The following is a 15,998-nucleotide window of genomic DNA, read 5'->3' on the forward strand; positions in this document are numbered from 1 at the left end:
ACTAAGATTTGGCGGCAGGGTTAATCTATTATTCAAGCGAAGTGTTATAATAATAAAAATAACCACAACAAGACGAGGCAGTATCATGGATCCCCGTCACGAATCTTTCAAGCAGGGATTGCTAAATCACGTCATTTCCACCATCAATTCCTATATGAAGGATAATATGGATGCGTTCGTCGCCAGCGAAACTTCACAGGAAAAAGCCAGGAAAATCTGCAAGCACATTTATCAGTATCTGGGTGTGGCGGTGGATGTTGACGGTATTATTTCCAAGCATAACCTGTTATCCATCGATGTGGTGATGCTGCCCGTAGTCGATGATCCCGAGGCGCGCAAGATCCTGAAGCAAGACACGTTTCTGGCCTTGCTGGAGCATATTCATGGTATTCTGCAGCAGCCTGCCTCGCCGCAGGACGATGAATTGAGCATGCGTATCCATGAGGTGTTAACGCAATATATGAGCATGCAATAAGCCTGGCCGCGCCATCCCGCTCATGACCCGATTCAGGCATGCGGTTTAGAAAGCCATGACTTGTTCCAGCTGGCCGCGTAGTTTTTTCAGCGCTATTTCAATTTCATTCTGACGGCTTCGTTCTTTGGTCACGACTTCCGCGGGCGCTTTATCTACAAATTGCGGATTTTGCAGTTTATTCTGAATAAGGGACAAATCTTTTTCCAGTCTGGCGATTTCCCGGTTGAGGCGCGCCGCTTCTTCCTCTTTATTGATGAAGCCTGCCATGGGGATGAATATTTCCAATTCTCCCACAAAGGCTGTCGCGGATTGCGGCGGTGCTTCATGATCCGGTATCCAGTCGCAACGTTCAATTTTTGCAAGTGTAAACAAAAGATGTCGATGGCCGTCGTAATTGACACGATCAGTTTGTGATCCTTTTCGCAACAGCACGCGCAATAATTTGCCTGGCGCAATATTCATTTCGCTGCGTATCGTGCGGATGGCGATAATCACGCTTTTCAACCATTCTATTTGTTTCGCGGCTTCTTCATCCAGCAGGGAGTGATGGTATTGCGGGTAAGTTTCCAGCATGATGGTCTCACCTTGGCGCCCTGTCAGATGCTTGAGACGCTGCCAGATTTCTTCCGTGATGAAAGGTGTAATGGGATGCAGCAGGCGCAGAATAGACTCCAGAACGTTGGCCAACGTATGCCTGGTTCCGCGCAGCATGTCCGGTGTACTGCCAGAAGAAGTCAGAATGGGTTTGGATAACTCCAGATACCAGTCACAAAACTCATTCCAGGTGAAATCGTAAAGCGTCTGCGCGTATAGGTCAAAACGATATTGCTTCATCTGTTCATGCGCGTCCCTGATGACATGCTGCAATCTTGAAATGATCCAGCGGTCAGGAAGCGACAAGGTCATGGGCGCGCCGCCCAACCCGGTATCCTGTCCCTCCGTATTCATCATGACATAGCGGGAAGCATTCCAGAGCTTATTGCAAAAATTACGATAACCGCCCAGTCTGTTAGTGTCGAAGCGAATTTCCCGCGTATAGGAGGCGACGGAGCAAAAGGTAAAACGTAGCGCGTCCGTGCCATGACCAGGAATGCCGTCAGGAAATTCCTTGCGTGTGGCTTTTTCAATTTTTTGCGCCATCGCGGGCTGCATGAGTCCGTACGTGCGCTTATTGACTAATTCATCCAGGCTGATGCCGTCTATCAAATCAATTGGATCGAGAACGTTGCCTTTGGATTTTGACATCTTGTGACCTTCTGAATCACGTATCAAACCGGTGATGTACACTTCCCGAAACGGTACTTGTCCGGTGAATTTGAGACTCATCATGATCATTCTGGCGACCCAGAAAAAGATGATGTCAAATCCCGTAACCAAAACATTGGTAGGGAAAAATGTTTTTAAATCGTTTGTTTGGGCGGGCCACCCCAGAGAAGAAAACGGCCACAGTGCGGCAGAAAACCAGGTATCAAGAACGTCTTCATCCTGTCTGAGCGGAATATCCGCCTCCAGGTTATTACGTTTGCGCGCATCGCCTTCGTCGTGGCCTACGTAGGCTTCGCCGTCTTCATCATACCAGACTGGAATGCGGTGACCCCACCAGAGCTGCCGGCTGATGCACCAGTCTTCGATGTTGTGCATCCATTGATAATAAGTCTTGTTCCAGTTTTCGGGCACAAATTTCACGTCACCGTTTTCAACTGCGCGGATGGCGGGCTCAGCCAGTACTTTTGATTTTACATACCACTGATAGGTGAGATAGGGTTCAATCACGGCATTGGAGCGGTCGCCGCGGGGAACTTTCAGTTTATGTTTTTCAATTTTTTCCAGCAGCCCTTGTGTTTCCAGATCCCTGACTATCTGTTCACGGGCCTTGAAGCGGTCAAGACCCTGATAAATATCCGGTACATTTTCATTCATGTGTGCCGTGGGAGTGAATATGTTGACGGGTTCCAGATGATGACGGGCGCCGACAGCGTGATCGTTAAAGTCATGCGCTGGCGTGATTTTGACGCAGCCGGTCCCAAACAGAGGGTCAACGTAGGTATCCGCGATGACTGGAATGGTTTTGTCGGCAAGCGGCAGGTGCACTTGTCTGCCTATGAAATGCCGGTATCGTTCATCATCAGGGTGGACGGCGACCGCGACATCACCCAGCAGAGTTTCCGGGCGCGTCGTGGCAACAACAAGATACTCCTTCGCATCAACAAGAGGATAACGGATATGCCAGAGACTGCCGTCTTCTTCCTGGTTCACGACTTCAAGATCCGAAATGGCGGTCAGCAAGACCGGGTCCCAATTGACAAGCCGTTTGCCTCTGTAAATCAGGCCTTCCTCATAGAGGCGGATAAATACTTCCCTGACCGCGTGTGAGAGTCCTTCATCCATGGTAAAACGTTCACGTGACCAATCCATGGAAGCGCCCAGGCGGCGAAGCTGGCGGGAAATATTTCCTCCGGACTCATTTTTCCATTCCCAAATTTTTTCCACAAAGGCGTCCCGACCCAGATCATGACGTGTTTTGCCTTCAAGATTCAGTTTTCTTTCCACGACCATTTGAGTGGCGATACCTGCGTGATCCGTGCCTGTTTGCCAAAGTGTATTCATCCCGCACATGCGGTGATATCGAATCAGAACGTCAATCAGTGTAAAACCAAATCCGTGACCCATGTGCAGGCTTCCGGTCACATTGGGCGGCGGCAGCATGATGGAGTAGGGTGCGCCCGTTCCCGAAGGAGCGAAGTAAGCTTTGGCTTCCCAGTGGCGATACCAGCGCTGTTCCATCGCCTGGGGATTATAGATTTTTTCGATTTCGGTCATGATTCGCTTGCTTTTAATTTGATGGTATTAATGTCATATCCCAGCTGGCGATACTGTTTGTATCGCGCCCGCGCCAATTGTTGCACATGCGGGTCGCTAAACACAATTTCTATTATCTGCTGGAATTGGTTATGGAATGCGGGGATGTCTTCGCCCAGATTCATCAGGATATCCTGGTGAACTGCTGGCGCGGTCCCATCGGTAATAAGAATGGCTGGATGATCCTGAACTGCCGGATCATAAACATGATGCGGCAGAAAACTATCATCCCGATAAGTCCAGAGCAAGGCATCAAAGCGAACGGCTTCATCGCGGGTCTGGGTGCGCACCAATATCTTTCTGGACTCGATGGAATAAATCTTTTCCAGCAGTTGACAGGCAAAATACAGTGATTTTTGACTGCTGGCGGTTTCGAGCACATAAAATTCAATTTTCATGAGACCAGCCTTCTATTGATGCGGGGAAGTGATTTTCGCCGCGGGCCATTCCATTTATCGGGTCCTGTTAATCAGATATTGAGCCAGCATGGCAACAGGCCTGCCCGTAGCCATACGCTCGCTGGTGCCGGACATCATGGCGGCTGTCCCGGCTACATCCAGGTGAGCCCAACGGAATTTTTTGGCAAAACGGGATAAAAAGCAGCCGGCGGTGATGGATCCTGCCGAGCGTCCGCCCGAGTTTGCCATATCGGCAAAAGGACTTTTGATTTGTTCCTGGTATTCATCCCATAGGGGCAACTGCCAGGCGCGGTCGTTACTTTCCAATCCTGCTTGCAGCAGATCATGGGCAAGCGCATCGTCATTAGACATAAGCCCGGTCGCGTGCACGCCCAGCGCAATGACCACCGCGCCTGTCAGCGTGGCGATATCAATGACTACCTCAGGCTGATAGCGTTCACAATAGGTCAAGGCATCGCTGAGTACCAGGCGCCCTTCAGCGTCTGTCGTGATCACTTCTATGGTTTGGCCGGACATGCTGGTTAAAATATCTTCCGGCTTATAGGCCGTGCCTCCCGGCATGTTTTCTACCGCAGCGATGATCCCGACGATATTGACCGGCAGTTTGAGTTCAGCGGCAGCCTTGATGGTGCCAAGGACTGTGGCGGCGCCGCACATATCATATTTCATGCCCACCATGTTTTCTGGAGATTTCAATGAGTTGCCGCCCGTATCGAAAGTAATGCCTTTGCCTACCAGGGCCACAGGTGCTGCTTTCTGCTTTCCGCCTTTGTATTCCAGGCATATCAGTTTGGCTTCTTGCGCGCTGCCCTGGGAAACGGCCAGAATGGCTCCCATGCCCAGCTTGCGCATCTCTTTTTCTTCCAATACCTTGACATTCAACGAGGCATACCGTTTTCCGAGTTCCCGGGCTTGTTCGGCCAGAAATGCCGGCGTACAAATGTTGCTGGGCAGGTTCGCCAGATTTTTCGTGAGGGTGATGCCGTCCGCGACAGCCTGACCTTGCGCCAGCGCCTGTTCGCAGGCTTTTAAATGTTTGGCGTCAGGCAGATGAATGACAAACTCATTCAGCGCCAGGGGAGCTTCCTTTTCACTCTTGAACAAGTCAAAACGATACAAGGCTTCCCAGGCGCATTCTGCCATTTGTTTGACTTTCCAGGCCAGGCTTTTGTCGCCAACCGGTAATTCAGCCAGAAAGCAGGAAGCCTGTTTTGCGGACGCCGCATTGAGCGCCCTGACGGCAGACACCATGATTTTGCGGAATCCGGCGGGCGTCAGCGTGTTGATTTTGCCGCAGCCTGCCAAGAGTATCTGTTCACAAGCCGAATGGGGCGGGAGGAACAAGGGGAGTATTTGCCCGACTTTTCCCTGCATCACGCCCTGCTGCAACAGTTTCCTGATAAAACCCTGGGTATTCTTATCCAGTTCCTTGCCGGACGGGGTCAGTTCGCCGTCTTCATAGACGCCGATAATAAGACAGGATTTTTGTTGTTTGAGCGGCTGCGAGGCTTTAATGCTTAACTTCATGATTTCTCCCCATGGGGTCTTGTGAGTTGTGAATGATAATTTATAGAGTTTATTCAAAAAAAATGATTTGTCACCCGTCACTTCACGATATAATCCGGTCTGCTGAAATAAATCGATGTGCCCGGATGTGTGAATACAGCAGCAATGCCGGGTCGCCTGCAGTTAAAAAGGTTATTTAATGATCATTGCCCGCTACCTGACTCGTGAAATCATTTATACACTACTGGGTGTTACCATTGTGTTATTGCTGGCTTTTCTCAGCCAGCAGATGGTGCGATATCTCAACTATGTCGCCATCGGTAAAATACCCACCAGTGTCCTGCTGGAACTGGCAAGTTTTGAAGCGCCATACATTCTTTCATTCCTGCTTCCATTAGGCTTGTACCTGGGTATTTTGCTTGCTTTCGGGCGTCTGTACGCGGATAGCGAAATGGCAATTCTGGAAATGTATGGTTATGGACAGAAACAGATATTACGACTGACCCTTATCCTGGCAGTCGTGGTGTCGGCTGTTGTGTTGTTTCTCATGATCTGGGTGAATCCCCTGGTTTCAGCAAAACGGCAGCAGGTGATGACCAGTGATGAAGCCACCGTGCACCTGGTGCAAACGATGATACCGGGCCGGTTTCAGGCCAGTCCCGATGGCACTCATGTCATGTACGTGGAAAAACTATCCCGCGACCGCCAGCGCGCGGAAAATGTGTTCCTGGCCCAGGAAAAATCCGTTGAAGTTGATGGCGCGGCGCAGACATCCTGGATGCTGGTCCTTGCCAATGAAGGTTATCAAATCAAGGACAGTGAATCGCAGGACCAGTTTTTCGTGACGACAGACGGGTATCGCTATGAAGGTGTCCCAGGCCAGAACGATTACAAAATCATACAATTTAAAAAATATGCCGTGCGTATCCCGGACAATGAGGTGCGTATCGCCACTCAGGAAAACGCAGCCTTGCCGACATCACAATTATGGCGCGATTACGCCATGCCCAGGCGTGCCGCAGAATTCCAGTGGCGCTTTTCCATTGCGCTGTCAACGCTTTTTCTGGCCTTGCTTGCTGTTCCAATGAGCGCCATCAGGCCACGCCAGGGAAGATTCATGTCGCTGATACCCGCCGTTCTGGTCTATATTGTCTATATCAATCTGCTCTATGTCGCGCGGCACTGGGTAATGCAGGGAAGTATTCCAGTCTCGATAGGGATGTGGTGGGTACACGGTGTGATGCTGTTGTTTGTCGGAACGGTGATGTTCGTCAGCGCGAAACCCTGGTTGAAAAAATCATGATCAAGATTCTGGACCGTTATATTGCAAAAACCATTATGCTGGCTACCGGCATGGCGGCGCTGGTGATTACCAGTTTGCTGCTCATCATGTCTTTGCTTGCTGAAGCCAAGAGCATAGGAGAGGGCGACTACGGGTTTGGCCAGGCTGTCATTTATGTTTTAATGAAGCTTCCCAATGATCTCTACCATTTTTCTCCCCTGCTGGTGCTGCTGGGCAGCATAGTGGGTCTAAGCATCATGTCATCCTACCGCGAACTTGCGGTCATGCGCGCATCCGGATTTTCCATTCGTCAAATCATCAAAAGCGTGCTGGCAGCCGCGCTGGTACTGATTTTGTTCCTGAGTCTTGCCGGTGAGTGGATTGCTCCGGGATTAAGTTATAAGGCTGTGATGCGTAAGGAAAATGCAAAAAATGCGGGGCAGGCGGTGGTGACGGCGTCAGGTATCTGGTTTCATATTGATGATAATTTCATACATGTGCAACGGGTCGTGGGACGGCAGCTGTTAAACGGTGTAACCTGGTACCAGTTCGACAATGATCACCGCCTGCAGGCCGCTTATTTTGCCAAGTCGCTGACGCTGCAAGACAATGAATGGCGCATGCATGATGTCGTGAAGACCTCGTTTTACACCAATCGCACCAAAAGTCAGGTTTTCACGGAACTGCCCTGGGAGCTGAAATTAAATTCCAACCTGTTGAACGTGGGACTAGTGGATCCCAATGAAATGTCTCTGAGCAAGCTGATCAAGTTTATCCGCTATCTCAAGCAGAACGGCCTGCAGGCGAATGAATATCAATTTACCCTGTGGCAGCGGGTGTTTCAGCCGCTTGCCTCGCTAGTCATGATATTTCTCGCCATTCCCTTCGTGCTGGGTGCATTGAGCACCTCAACCATGGGCTGGCGCATCGTGGTCGGCATATTGGCTGGATTTGCTTTTTTCATCTTAAACGCCATGCTAGGGCAATTATGCGTGGTCTATCAGATTCCCGCGCTGTTCGCCGCCTTTCTTCCGCCGCTCTTATTTGCCGCGCTGGGAGTGCTGCTTCTAAAAAAACTGATAAGGCATTAAAAACATGCTGCTGGTTACAGGTTTCTATTGATCATAACTTGCGCGGTTCTGGTGCATAACCGGCTGAACAAGCAAACCATGGAAACAAATATAACTATTTAAAACAATCGCTTACATGCATACCGCCAGCCGGAACATGATGCCTGTCCCGGGTCTGCGCCTGGCTGATAATGCACATATATTTACTATTAACGCGGCTGATTGTGTCTATCAATTTATTTTCTAACTTGAATATTTTGCTTTGGGCTATATAGTATCCACCACATAGTGGAGGATAGGATTCATGACGCTAGACGCACATCAGGAAAAACTCAATTTTCAGGCTGAAGTTAAGCAGTTACTCGATATAGTGGTCCATTCGCTGTACAGTAACAAGGAAATCTTTTTGCGTGAACTGATATCCAACGCTTCGGACGCCATAGACAAGCTTAGGTTCGAGTCCTTGTCTGATCCCGCCTTATACGAATCTGATTCTAATCTCGGCATACGCATCCGTTTTGATAATGATGCCAAGACGATTACCATCAGTGATAACGGGATAGGGATGAGCCGGGATGAAGTCGTTGAAAATCTGGGCACTATCGCCAAGTCTGGCACGCGTGAATTTTTATCACGGTTGACTGGCGACCAGAAAAAGGATGCTCATTTGATAGGGCAGTTCGGCGTGGGTTTTTATTCCTCTTTTATTGTGGCAGACAGGGTGACGGTCATAACGCGCCGCGCCGGACTGGGCAGCGCTCATGGCGTGCGCTGGGAATCGAAGGGCGATGGCGAGTACACAGTTGCCAATCTGGAAAAAACGGCGCGCGGCACCGATGTCATTTTACACCTGAAGGAAGGCGAAGAAGAGTTTTTGAATGAATGGCGGCTGCGCAGCATTATTACCAAGTATTCGGATCATTTGAATATTCCCATCATGATGCCAAAACGCGCCGATGATGGAAAAGAGACTGCGGAGTGGGAAACCGTTAATCGCGCCACGGCACTCTGGTCGCTGCCGAAAAGTGCGGTGACGGTTGAGCAATACCGGGAATTCTACAAACATATCGCGCATGATTTTGAAGATCCGCTGGCATGGACGCATCACAAGATTGAAGGTGGTAATATCGATTATACTTGTCTTCTTTATCTTCCTTCACACGCGCCTTTTGATTTGTGGCAGCGCGACACCCATCATGGACTAAAATTATATGTGCAGCGCGTATTCATCATGGATCAGGTCGAACAATTCATGCCTCACTACTTGCGTTTTGTGCGTGGTGTGCTGGATACGACCGCATTGCCTCTCAATATTTCGCGAGAAATTTTGCAAGATCATCCATCGATTCCCAAGCTGCGTTCAGCTATGGTGCGGCATGTGCTGGATTTGCTTGAAAGAATCGCTAAAGATGAACCGGAGAAGTACGTCCAATTCTGGAAAGAGTTTGGTAATGTCTTAAAGGAAGGCCCGGCTGAAGATTTCACGAACCGCGAGAAAATCGGCAAACTGCTGCGCTTTGCCTCTACCCATGGCGATGCCGCCGAACAGACTGTTTCCCTGGATGAATACCTCCAGCGCATGAAACCTGCCCAGAAAAAAATCTATTATATCACTGCGGATACAATCAACGCGGCCAGGTTCAGTCCTCATCTGGAAATTTTTAGAAAAAATGACATTGAAGTCCTGTTGTTGACTGACCGCATTGACGAATGGGTCGTCGGACATATGCCGGAATACGATGGCAAACCATTTCAATCTGTTGCAAAAGGCGATTTGCAGCTGGATGAAATCATTCCTGACAGCGCGGAAGAAAAAAAACTGGAAGAGAATAAAGAGCACGAACAACAGCAGACATTCGATGCTCTCCTGAAAAAGATTCACACTCTGCTGGAAAAGAACATCAAGGAAGTGCGCCTGTCGCATCGTTTGACTGATTCTCCAGCCTGCCTGGTACGTGACCAGAATGCGTTAGGCCCGCAAATGGAACGCTTATTGAAGGCGGCGGGACAGCAAGTATCAGAGACCAAGCCGATTCTGGAATTGAATCCGGATCATATGCTGGTGCGTAAGTTGCTGGATGAAAAGGATGAAATGCGTTTGTCAGATTGGACGCATATTATATTTGATCAGGCGCTCCTGGCTGAAGGCGGTGCGTTGCCGGATCCTGCGGAATATGTTCAGCGTGTCAATAAGCTATGGATGGAAATGTTCAGGTAGTTTTTCATATGGATATCACACTATAACCCATTGGAGATTAATCATGTTAATAGGTGTTCCAAAAGAGATAAAGAACTTTGAATATCGAGTCGGGCTGGTGCCAAGCAGTGTGAGGGAATTGATCGCTAACGGTCATCAAGTGATTGTGCAAAAGGGAGCGGGCGAAAAAATTGGTTTTGACGATGAATCTTATCAGCATGTTGGGGCGCGTATAGTTGACGCGGCGGAAGAAATTTTTCAGAAAGCCGATATGGTCATCAAGGTCAAGGAACCTCAGCCGGATGAATGCCGCATGCTGCGTGAGAACCAGGTTTTATTTACTTATCTTCATCTTGCGCCTGACCCGGAACAGGCAAAGTTGCTCCAGGATTCCGGTTGCGTGGCGATAGCCTATGAAACAGTGACCAATCAGCACGGCGGACTGCCTTTGCTGGCCCCCATGAGTGAAGTCGCCGGCCGCATGGCTATTCAGGCAGGCGCAACCAGTCTGGAAATCAAGAACGGCGGACGCGGAATGCTGCTGGGCGGCGTGCCCGGCGTGGCGCCGGCGAAAGTCGTGGTCCTGGGGGGCGGCGTGGTGGGAACCAATTCCGTGCGCATGGCCATGGGCATGGGCGCGCACGTCGTTGTGATCGACAAGTCTCTTGAACGTTTATATCATCTGGATCTGCAATTTGGTTCAAAAATCAATACCATTTTTTCCACAACAGATGCCATAGAAGAACATGTTCAAAGCGCTGACCTGGTGATTGGTGCTGTCTTGATTCCCGGCGCCTCAGCACCCAGACTTGTGACACGCGCCATGTTAAGCCAGATGCGCCCGGGTTCCGTGGTGGTAGACGTTTCAATTGACCAGGGTGGATGCTTTGAAACCAGCAAGCCGACCACACATCAAAACCCGACTTATGTCGTTGATGGTGTCGTGCATTACTGCGTGGCCAATATGCCGGGCGCGGTGCCGCGCACATCGACTGTTGCCTTGAATAATGCGACGCTGCCCTTCGCCCTGTCCTTGGCTAATTACGGCTATAAGGAAGCAATGCGGCGTAATCATCATTTATTGAACGGGTTGAATGTGGCCAATGGTAAAATTACTTATCAGGCTGTTGCTGAAGCCTTGAAGCAATCTTACACCCCGGCCGCAAAAATGATTGGAGAATAAAATGTCAGTTTGCTTTACCACTGAAACAAGCGCTGCCGCGGTTCCGATTTCCGTTGTGTCACAAAGCGGATTTTCGGATTGGCTGGCAATCCAGGTTCCAGCCATTAAAGAATGGCTGGCTGCAACACAGTTTCAGGCTGAAGCAGGAAATACACGCCTTATTCCGGATGCTCACGGCAAGGTTGCGCGTGTCATCTGCTGTGTCTCCGACGCGGACCCTCTTTGGGGAACGGGCGGATTGCCATTCATTCTTCCTGAAGGCGTGTATAAATTCGATGTGACTGACGCGCAATACCAGCAGTGTGCTCTGGCGTGGGGACTGGGCGCATACCAGTTTACACGCTATAAAAAACCTCAGCGCCAGCCGGCGCAATTATATTTGCAATCTGCCTGGCTGGATCAGATCAATAATCTGGTTGATTCCATTTATCTGGTGCGCGACTGCATCAATACACCGGCCGATGATATGGGTCCTGGCGAATTTGCCGCGGTGGTGGAAAAGCTGGCGGCGCAATATGGCGCGAAGCTGACACAAATCCTGGGTGAAGCCCTGCTGGAGCAAAATTATGCTTCCATCTATACCGTGGGTCGCGCGAGTGACGATCCGCCGCGTCTGCTGGATTTTCGCTGGGGGAGTCCTGCGCATCCCAAGGTCACACTGGTAGGCAAGGGAGTATGTTTTGACAGCGGCGGGCTGGATCTCAAGCCTTCTTCAGCCATGTTGCTTATGAAAAAAGACATGGGGGGAGCGGCGCATGTTCTAGGCCTCGCGCGCATGATCATGCAGTCAAGACTGCCAGTTTGCCTGCGGGTTTTAATTCCAGTTGTTGAAAATGTGATAGCGGGGAATGCTTATCGCCCAGGCGATATTATTAAAAGCCGCAAAGGTTTGACCATCGAAATCGGTAATACAGACGCAGAGGGCAGGGTGATTCTAGCCGATGCCTTGACAGAAGCGGCTGATGAAAAACCCGAAGTGCTCATTGATATCTCGACTCTGACCGGCGCAGCCCGTGTTGCGCTGGGCACTGAATTACCGGCAGTCTTTTCCAATCATGATCAACTGGTCAATGATGTGATCAAACAGGGTGAAAAAAAATATGATCCCATGTGGCGTCTGCCGTTATTTCAGGCATATCGGGAATATCTGAACAGCTCCATTGCCGATATCAATAATAATTCAACAGAATCCTATGGCGGCGCGATTACTGCGGCCTTGTTTCTCAAGGAGTTTGTACCTGACGACATTCCATGGCTGCATTTTGATTTGATGGCATGGAATTCACGCCCGCGCCCGGGGCGTCCCGCAGGCGCTGAAGCCATGGTCATTAGAGCCTTGTTCAGTTATCTCGAAAACAGATATGGATGATCGCGGTCAGCAGCGTACAGGCGATATTTCATGTCTGTCGTCATATTGTCGGGTAATGTCGTCAATTTGTATCCGATCCTGTACCATGCCTTTGCACAACAATAATAAGTGAACTGCCGCGTCGCGATGCCGTTCTTGCTTGCTGGCGTCAAAAAGAATGCTTTTAACCTTTCTCATGGCATTTTCTCCTGAAATCTGCATCTCCAGGCGCCGGGATGCTTCAGGAACTGTCAGCACTTTGCAGCGTATGTCACTTTCCAGTACATCTTCGTGAGTGGTGTCGGGGGCAATGGTGAACATCAGTTTATAGTCGTTGCCAGGCTTGCGTCCTAACGGTGATTTGAACAAATTAAAGCAACACTTTCCCTGGAAATAGGGGCTTTGCAGATATCGTTTGTGAATACCGGCTTCATGATTACCGAAACCGCATACATATTTTATCAGATTGGCGAGATCGGGCTTGGTTCCTATGGGAGCGACAATCTGGTTTGCGGCGATAATGTCACAAAGCAAGGATGAATTGAACATCTGATTATGCAGGAAATTGAACAGCTTGCGGGCGAATGACGCCGAAATAATTTCACCTGATGAAGAAATGGTATCTGTAGCCGCTCTGCATGCCGTGATGGAAACTCTTAACTTTCTCTGTACAGAATTCATTTGTTGATACACGAGTTCGCGGTCAATCAATACTTCTGGCGAAGTGATGTTCATCAGCAGGATCATGCCAAGGTGAATAAATGAAAACGCATGCCTGGCGTATTGTTTGGGATCTTTTTCATCGGGATAAATACCGTCACTATAAATATTATCTTCGCCTTCCTTGCAATGTCCGACGATACAAATTTTCGATTCGCGATCAACCTGATTCAACACCTTGAATTTGCGATGATGAGCTTGATCGCCCGGCGAAAGATAGATGATGTGAAGCCTCTGACAGGCGGGATCGTTTGCCTGCGCCGCCCATTTCTGCTTGATGCCTTTGATTGTATCGCGATAAGCCTTGTTAGCGTAACGCTCATCTGGAATATTGCAGACCAGGATGTACATGCTGGAGTATTTGGTTCTGTTATTCATGCCGTACCGGAATCTCGTTTGTGTCTGGTTTGTCCGCGGCCATATCCAGATTTATTTTATGGCGCAGATACGCCTGAGAAATTCCCTTTCAACTGATGGCTCGCCTGAGCTTTGTATTGTAGTTTAATAACCTTAAGAAAATATTGGCAATCGGGCGGTTATTTCATAATTGCTTGATATTTCAGACGAATTTGCTACACTTTCTTAAGCTGTCATGTGGTTAACAAGGATGTGCTCATGCAAAGGATAATCTTGTTTTTGATTTTCATTTTGATGCCCCCTGTCGCTTTCGCTGGTAATGTTCCTGTTGTGCCTTCGCAAGCCGCATCTTGCATACAAACCGCATTCAGCAACAGCGGAAGCAAATTCTGGAAGACAATATACCTGAAGATTACTAATCAATGCGGTCAAGCTGTTGATTTTCAGAACACGACAGTCACATTTCTCAATACCAAGAATTTGAATACTTCATTTTGGGGAGATTTTAATCCTCTTTCTTACCCGGATAATAATCTGCAAATTACTTCCCGGCCTCAGGTTGCCGCAAATTATTTGTCTACCTTCTATTTGCATTTTCCAACTTATCCAGGCGCGAACAGCAAGCTTCCGATTGGCAAATCCATCACGATTATTTATGGCGCCGCTACGGCGGACTATGTGCCTGATAGCGTCAGCGTGTATCTGGGAACACCTGTTAATACGGGTGAAATCGATTTGACAAATTCCTCTCCGCAGCCTGCCAATGTCACGCAATCATATGCGCTAGTTCATCTTGCATTCAATGGATTGCCGCTGAGTGATGTTCAGGTCCCCTGGTCAAACACGATAAAAATTAGCAATCTTGCGGCAGGAGATTATACGGTTTCCCCCGTCAGTGTGACAGACAGCCTTGGCAACGTTTACCAAGGGACAGCGAATCCTGCTGCCATTACCTTGATTTCCGGCATGATCGCATCTTCTGTCATTTCATATGCCATGATACCATCTGAAGCAGGCATTGCATTCAAAGTTCAGGCACTGCCTCCTGAACTGTCAGGGTATACGAATAATCCGGCTCTGGTCTTAACCAATACCCAAAACGGCAGTTCTGCCAATGCGTCAGTAAACTGGAATACCACAACAACTGTATCTGGTTTGATAAGCGGAGCAAGTTATCGCTTCTCTACCCCCGCAATTACTTATAATGGATATTATTGCGCGGCGACGTTTAATCCTGTTACCGCCGTGGCTGCCAAATCAGCGCCTGTTGTCAATTTGGCATATGCCTGCACCCCGGTTGCCCAGGATAATGTTACCATCAATGTAAACGGTGTTCCTGCGGCAATCTCATCTGTATCAGCCACTCTTACGCCCAACAATGGCGCCGCGCCTGTTACCCAAACGATTTCATTAAGCAATGGTCAGGGCTCATCTATAATAAAATTGACCGACGGCGTTATTTATACTGTCTCATCTACCAATATCGGCGGTTATAATGCGACTTATAATCCGCAACCGCTTACTGCAACCTCTAATGCATCAGAAACGATTTCGTACGCGCCTATCCCGGCAACAGGAGGGCGTATCATCGGTTATTTGCCAGGCTGGAAAACACCGCCTTCTGCAAATGCGTTAGCGGCCGCAGGCTACACACATATTTTAGTGGCATTTGGCGTGTTCAGCACCGTCACGCCAGGACAAATAACTCCGGCTTTTGATACGGTTACGCCAAGCTATATCAAATCCCTGCAGGCTCTGGGTATAAAGGTCTTGTTATCATTGGGCGGCGCGTCAACGAGTATTCCCAACACCACAGTCAATTTCCATCAGGTGTTGCAGAAGGCTTCATCGACCAGCGCATTTACACAAACATTTATCCAGTCATTGGAAAGCCTGGTCAACCAATATGGATTTGATGGCTTTGATATTGACATAGAAAGCGGCCTTACTGCGGGTGGAACATTCGCCAACCCGCAGGGTGATATTGCTGTGTTGGCCGGTATCATTAACACCATGCACGCCAATCATCCTTCATTATTGCTTACCCTGGCTCCACAAACCGCCAACATTGCTGTTACTTCAACTTTTAACGAGACATGGGGAAATTATTCTTCATTGATCATGCAGACACATGATTCATTAGCCTGGGTTGGTGTGCAGCTTTACAATAGCGGCTGTATGCTTGGCATAGATGGCATTTGTTATGATCCCAATACCATAAACAGCCCGAATTTTTCAGTCGCCATGGCAACCGATTTATTGGTGAATTGGCCGTCCAATCGCGGGTATCTGCCTTACGTCAGTTATTTGAAACCATCGCAGGTGGTATTGGGTTACTTGGTTCCTAATGCCCAGGGTGGAGGAGATGGCTCTCCTGTCATCCCGGTTTCTACCATTAAGCGCGCTGTGCAATGTTTAAGAACCGGTGTTGTCGCGTCTAATAGCTGTGACACCTATATACCGCCCAAGACTTATCCGGGAATAGGCGGTGTCTTTGGTTGGGAAGTAACGTATGACCAAAATAACAATTTTAAGTTTGCAGCAGGATTAAGCGCGTGCGTGATAAACGGTTCATGTTAAGC

The 15,998-nt window shown here is 49.0% G+C and carries 11 protein-coding genes; 7 read left to right on the forward strand and 4 right to left on the reverse strand.

All coding sequences use genetic code 11. The features are described 5' to 3' along the window. Positions 1–85 precede the first annotated feature (85 nt). Positions 86–475, forward strand: a complete 390-nt coding sequence (locus AQULUS_RS05390; protein WP_148339068.1) for a hypothetical protein — start codon at positions 86–88, stop codon at positions 473–475. Between the two features lie 45 nt (positions 476–520). Here the strand turns inward: AQULUS_RS05390 and AQULUS_RS05395 are convergent, their stop codons facing one another. From AQULUS_RS05395 to AQULUS_RS05405, 3 genes are read right to left on the reverse strand one after another with little or no spacing between them, the layout of a single operon-like run. Beyond that, the gene (locus AQULUS_RS05395) at positions 521–3,286 is read right to left on the reverse strand and encodes a valine--tRNA ligase (protein ID WP_148340286.1); all 2,766 of its coding nucleotides are present in this window, start codon (positions 3,284–3,286) and stop codon (positions 521–523) included. 5 nt (positions 3,287–3,291) lie between these two features. After that, on the reverse strand, positions 3,292–3,732 hold the full coding sequence (locus AQULUS_RS05400; RefSeq protein ID WP_148339069.1) for a DNA polymerase III subunit chi: 441 nt from the start codon (positions 3,730–3,732) through the stop codon (positions 3,292–3,294). 54 nt (positions 3,733–3,786) lie between these two features. Next, positions 3,787–5,280 (reverse strand): leucyl aminopeptidase, encoded by a 1,494-nt coding sequence (locus AQULUS_RS05405; protein WP_148339070.1) that lies wholly within the window; start codon positions 5,278–5,280, stop codon positions 3,787–3,789. Between the two features lie 178 nt (positions 5,281–5,458). Between AQULUS_RS05405 and lptF the strand changes: the two genes are divergently transcribed. From lptF to AQULUS_RS05430, 5 genes are all read left to right on the forward strand, one after another. Further along, positions 5,459–6,562 carry an LPS export ABC transporter permease LptF gene (gene lptF / locus AQULUS_RS05410; RefSeq protein WP_148339071.1) on the forward strand — a complete coding sequence of 368 codons (1,104 nt, stop codon included), beginning with the start codon at positions 5,459–5,461 and terminating at the stop codon, positions 6,560–6,562. Beyond that, the gene (gene lptG, locus AQULUS_RS05415; RefSeq protein ID WP_148339072.1) at positions 6,559–7,632 is read left to right on the forward strand and encodes an LPS export ABC transporter permease LptG; all 1,074 of its coding nucleotides are present in this window, start codon (positions 6,559–6,561) and stop codon (positions 7,630–7,632) included. Before lptF ends, lptG begins: the two co-directional genes overlap by 4 nt. 283 nt (positions 7,633–7,915) lie before the next feature. Then, complete coding sequence (gene htpG / locus AQULUS_RS05420; protein WP_148339073.1) at positions 7,916–9,829, forward strand: molecular chaperone HtpG; 1,914 nt, start codon at positions 7,916–7,918, stop codon at positions 9,827–9,829. A 43-nt stretch (positions 9,830–9,872) separates the two neighbouring features. Continuing rightward, positions 9,873–10,991 carry an alanine dehydrogenase gene (gene ald, locus AQULUS_RS05425; protein WP_148339074.1) on the forward strand — a complete coding sequence of 373 codons (1,119 nt, stop codon included), beginning with the start codon at positions 9,873–9,875 and terminating at the stop codon, positions 10,989–10,991. Position 10,992: 1 nt separating this feature from the next. Beyond that, positions 10,993–12,360 carry a leucyl aminopeptidase family protein gene (locus tag AQULUS_RS05430; RefSeq protein WP_148339075.1) on the forward strand — a complete coding sequence of 456 codons (1,368 nt, stop codon included), beginning with the start codon at positions 10,993–10,995 and terminating at the stop codon, positions 12,358–12,360. A 6-nt stretch (positions 12,361–12,366) separates the two neighbouring features. Here AQULUS_RS05430 and AQULUS_RS05435 read toward each other — a convergent pair whose 3' ends face one another. Further along, positions 12,367–13,437 carry a hypothetical protein gene (locus AQULUS_RS05435; RefSeq protein ID WP_148339076.1) on the reverse strand — a complete coding sequence of 357 codons (1,071 nt, stop codon included), beginning with the start codon at positions 13,435–13,437 and terminating at the stop codon, positions 12,367–12,369. A 237-nt stretch (positions 13,438–13,674) separates the two neighbouring features. Here AQULUS_RS05435 and AQULUS_RS05440 point away from each other — a divergent pair, with 237 nt between their 5' ends. Beyond that, a complete protein-coding gene (locus AQULUS_RS05440) occupies positions 13,675–15,996 on the forward strand; it encodes a glycosyl hydrolase family 18 protein (RefSeq protein WP_148339077.1) in 2,322 nt (773 codons plus the stop codon). Positions 15,997–15,998 lie beyond the last annotated feature (2 nt).

It is taken from the genome of Aquicella siphonis (assembly GCF_902459485.1).
GTDB lineage: Bacteria > Pseudomonadota > Gammaproteobacteria > DSM-16500 > DSM-16500 > Aquicella > Aquicella siphonis.

Coding starts and splice junctions, on each gene's coding strand:
- lptG (WP_148339072.1), top strand. CDS start 6,559: ATGATCAAGATTCTGGACCGTTATATTGCAAAAACCATTATGCTGGCT.
- lptF (WP_148339071.1), top strand. CDS start 5,459: ATGATCATTGCCCGCTACCTGACTCGTGAAATCATTTATACACTACTG.
- AQULUS_RS05405 (WP_148339070.1), bottom strand. CDS start 5,280: ATGAAGTTAAGCATTAAAGCCTCGCAGCCGCTCAAACAACAAAAATCC.
- AQULUS_RS05390 (WP_148339068.1), top strand. CDS start 86: ATGGATCCCCGTCACGAATCTTTCAAGCAGGGATTGCTAAATCACGTC.
- AQULUS_RS05430 (WP_148339075.1), top strand. CDS start 10,993: ATGTCAGTTTGCTTTACCACTGAAACAAGCGCTGCCGCGGTTCCGATT.
- AQULUS_RS05435 (WP_148339076.1), bottom strand. CDS start 13,437: ATGAATAACAGAACCAAATACTCCAGCATGTACATCCTGGTCTGCAAT.
- ald (WP_148339074.1), top strand. CDS start 9,873: ATGTTAATAGGTGTTCCAAAAGAGATAAAGAACTTTGAATATCGAGTC.
- AQULUS_RS05400 (WP_148339069.1), bottom strand. CDS start 3,732: ATGAAAATTGAATTTTATGTGCTCGAAACCGCCAGCAGTCAAAAATCA.
- htpG (WP_148339073.1), top strand. CDS start 7,916: ATGACGCTAGACGCACATCAGGAAAAACTCAATTTTCAGGCTGAAGTT.
- AQULUS_RS05440 (WP_148339077.1), top strand. CDS start 13,675: ATGCAAAGGATAATCTTGTTTTTGATTTTCATTTTGATGCCCCCTGTC.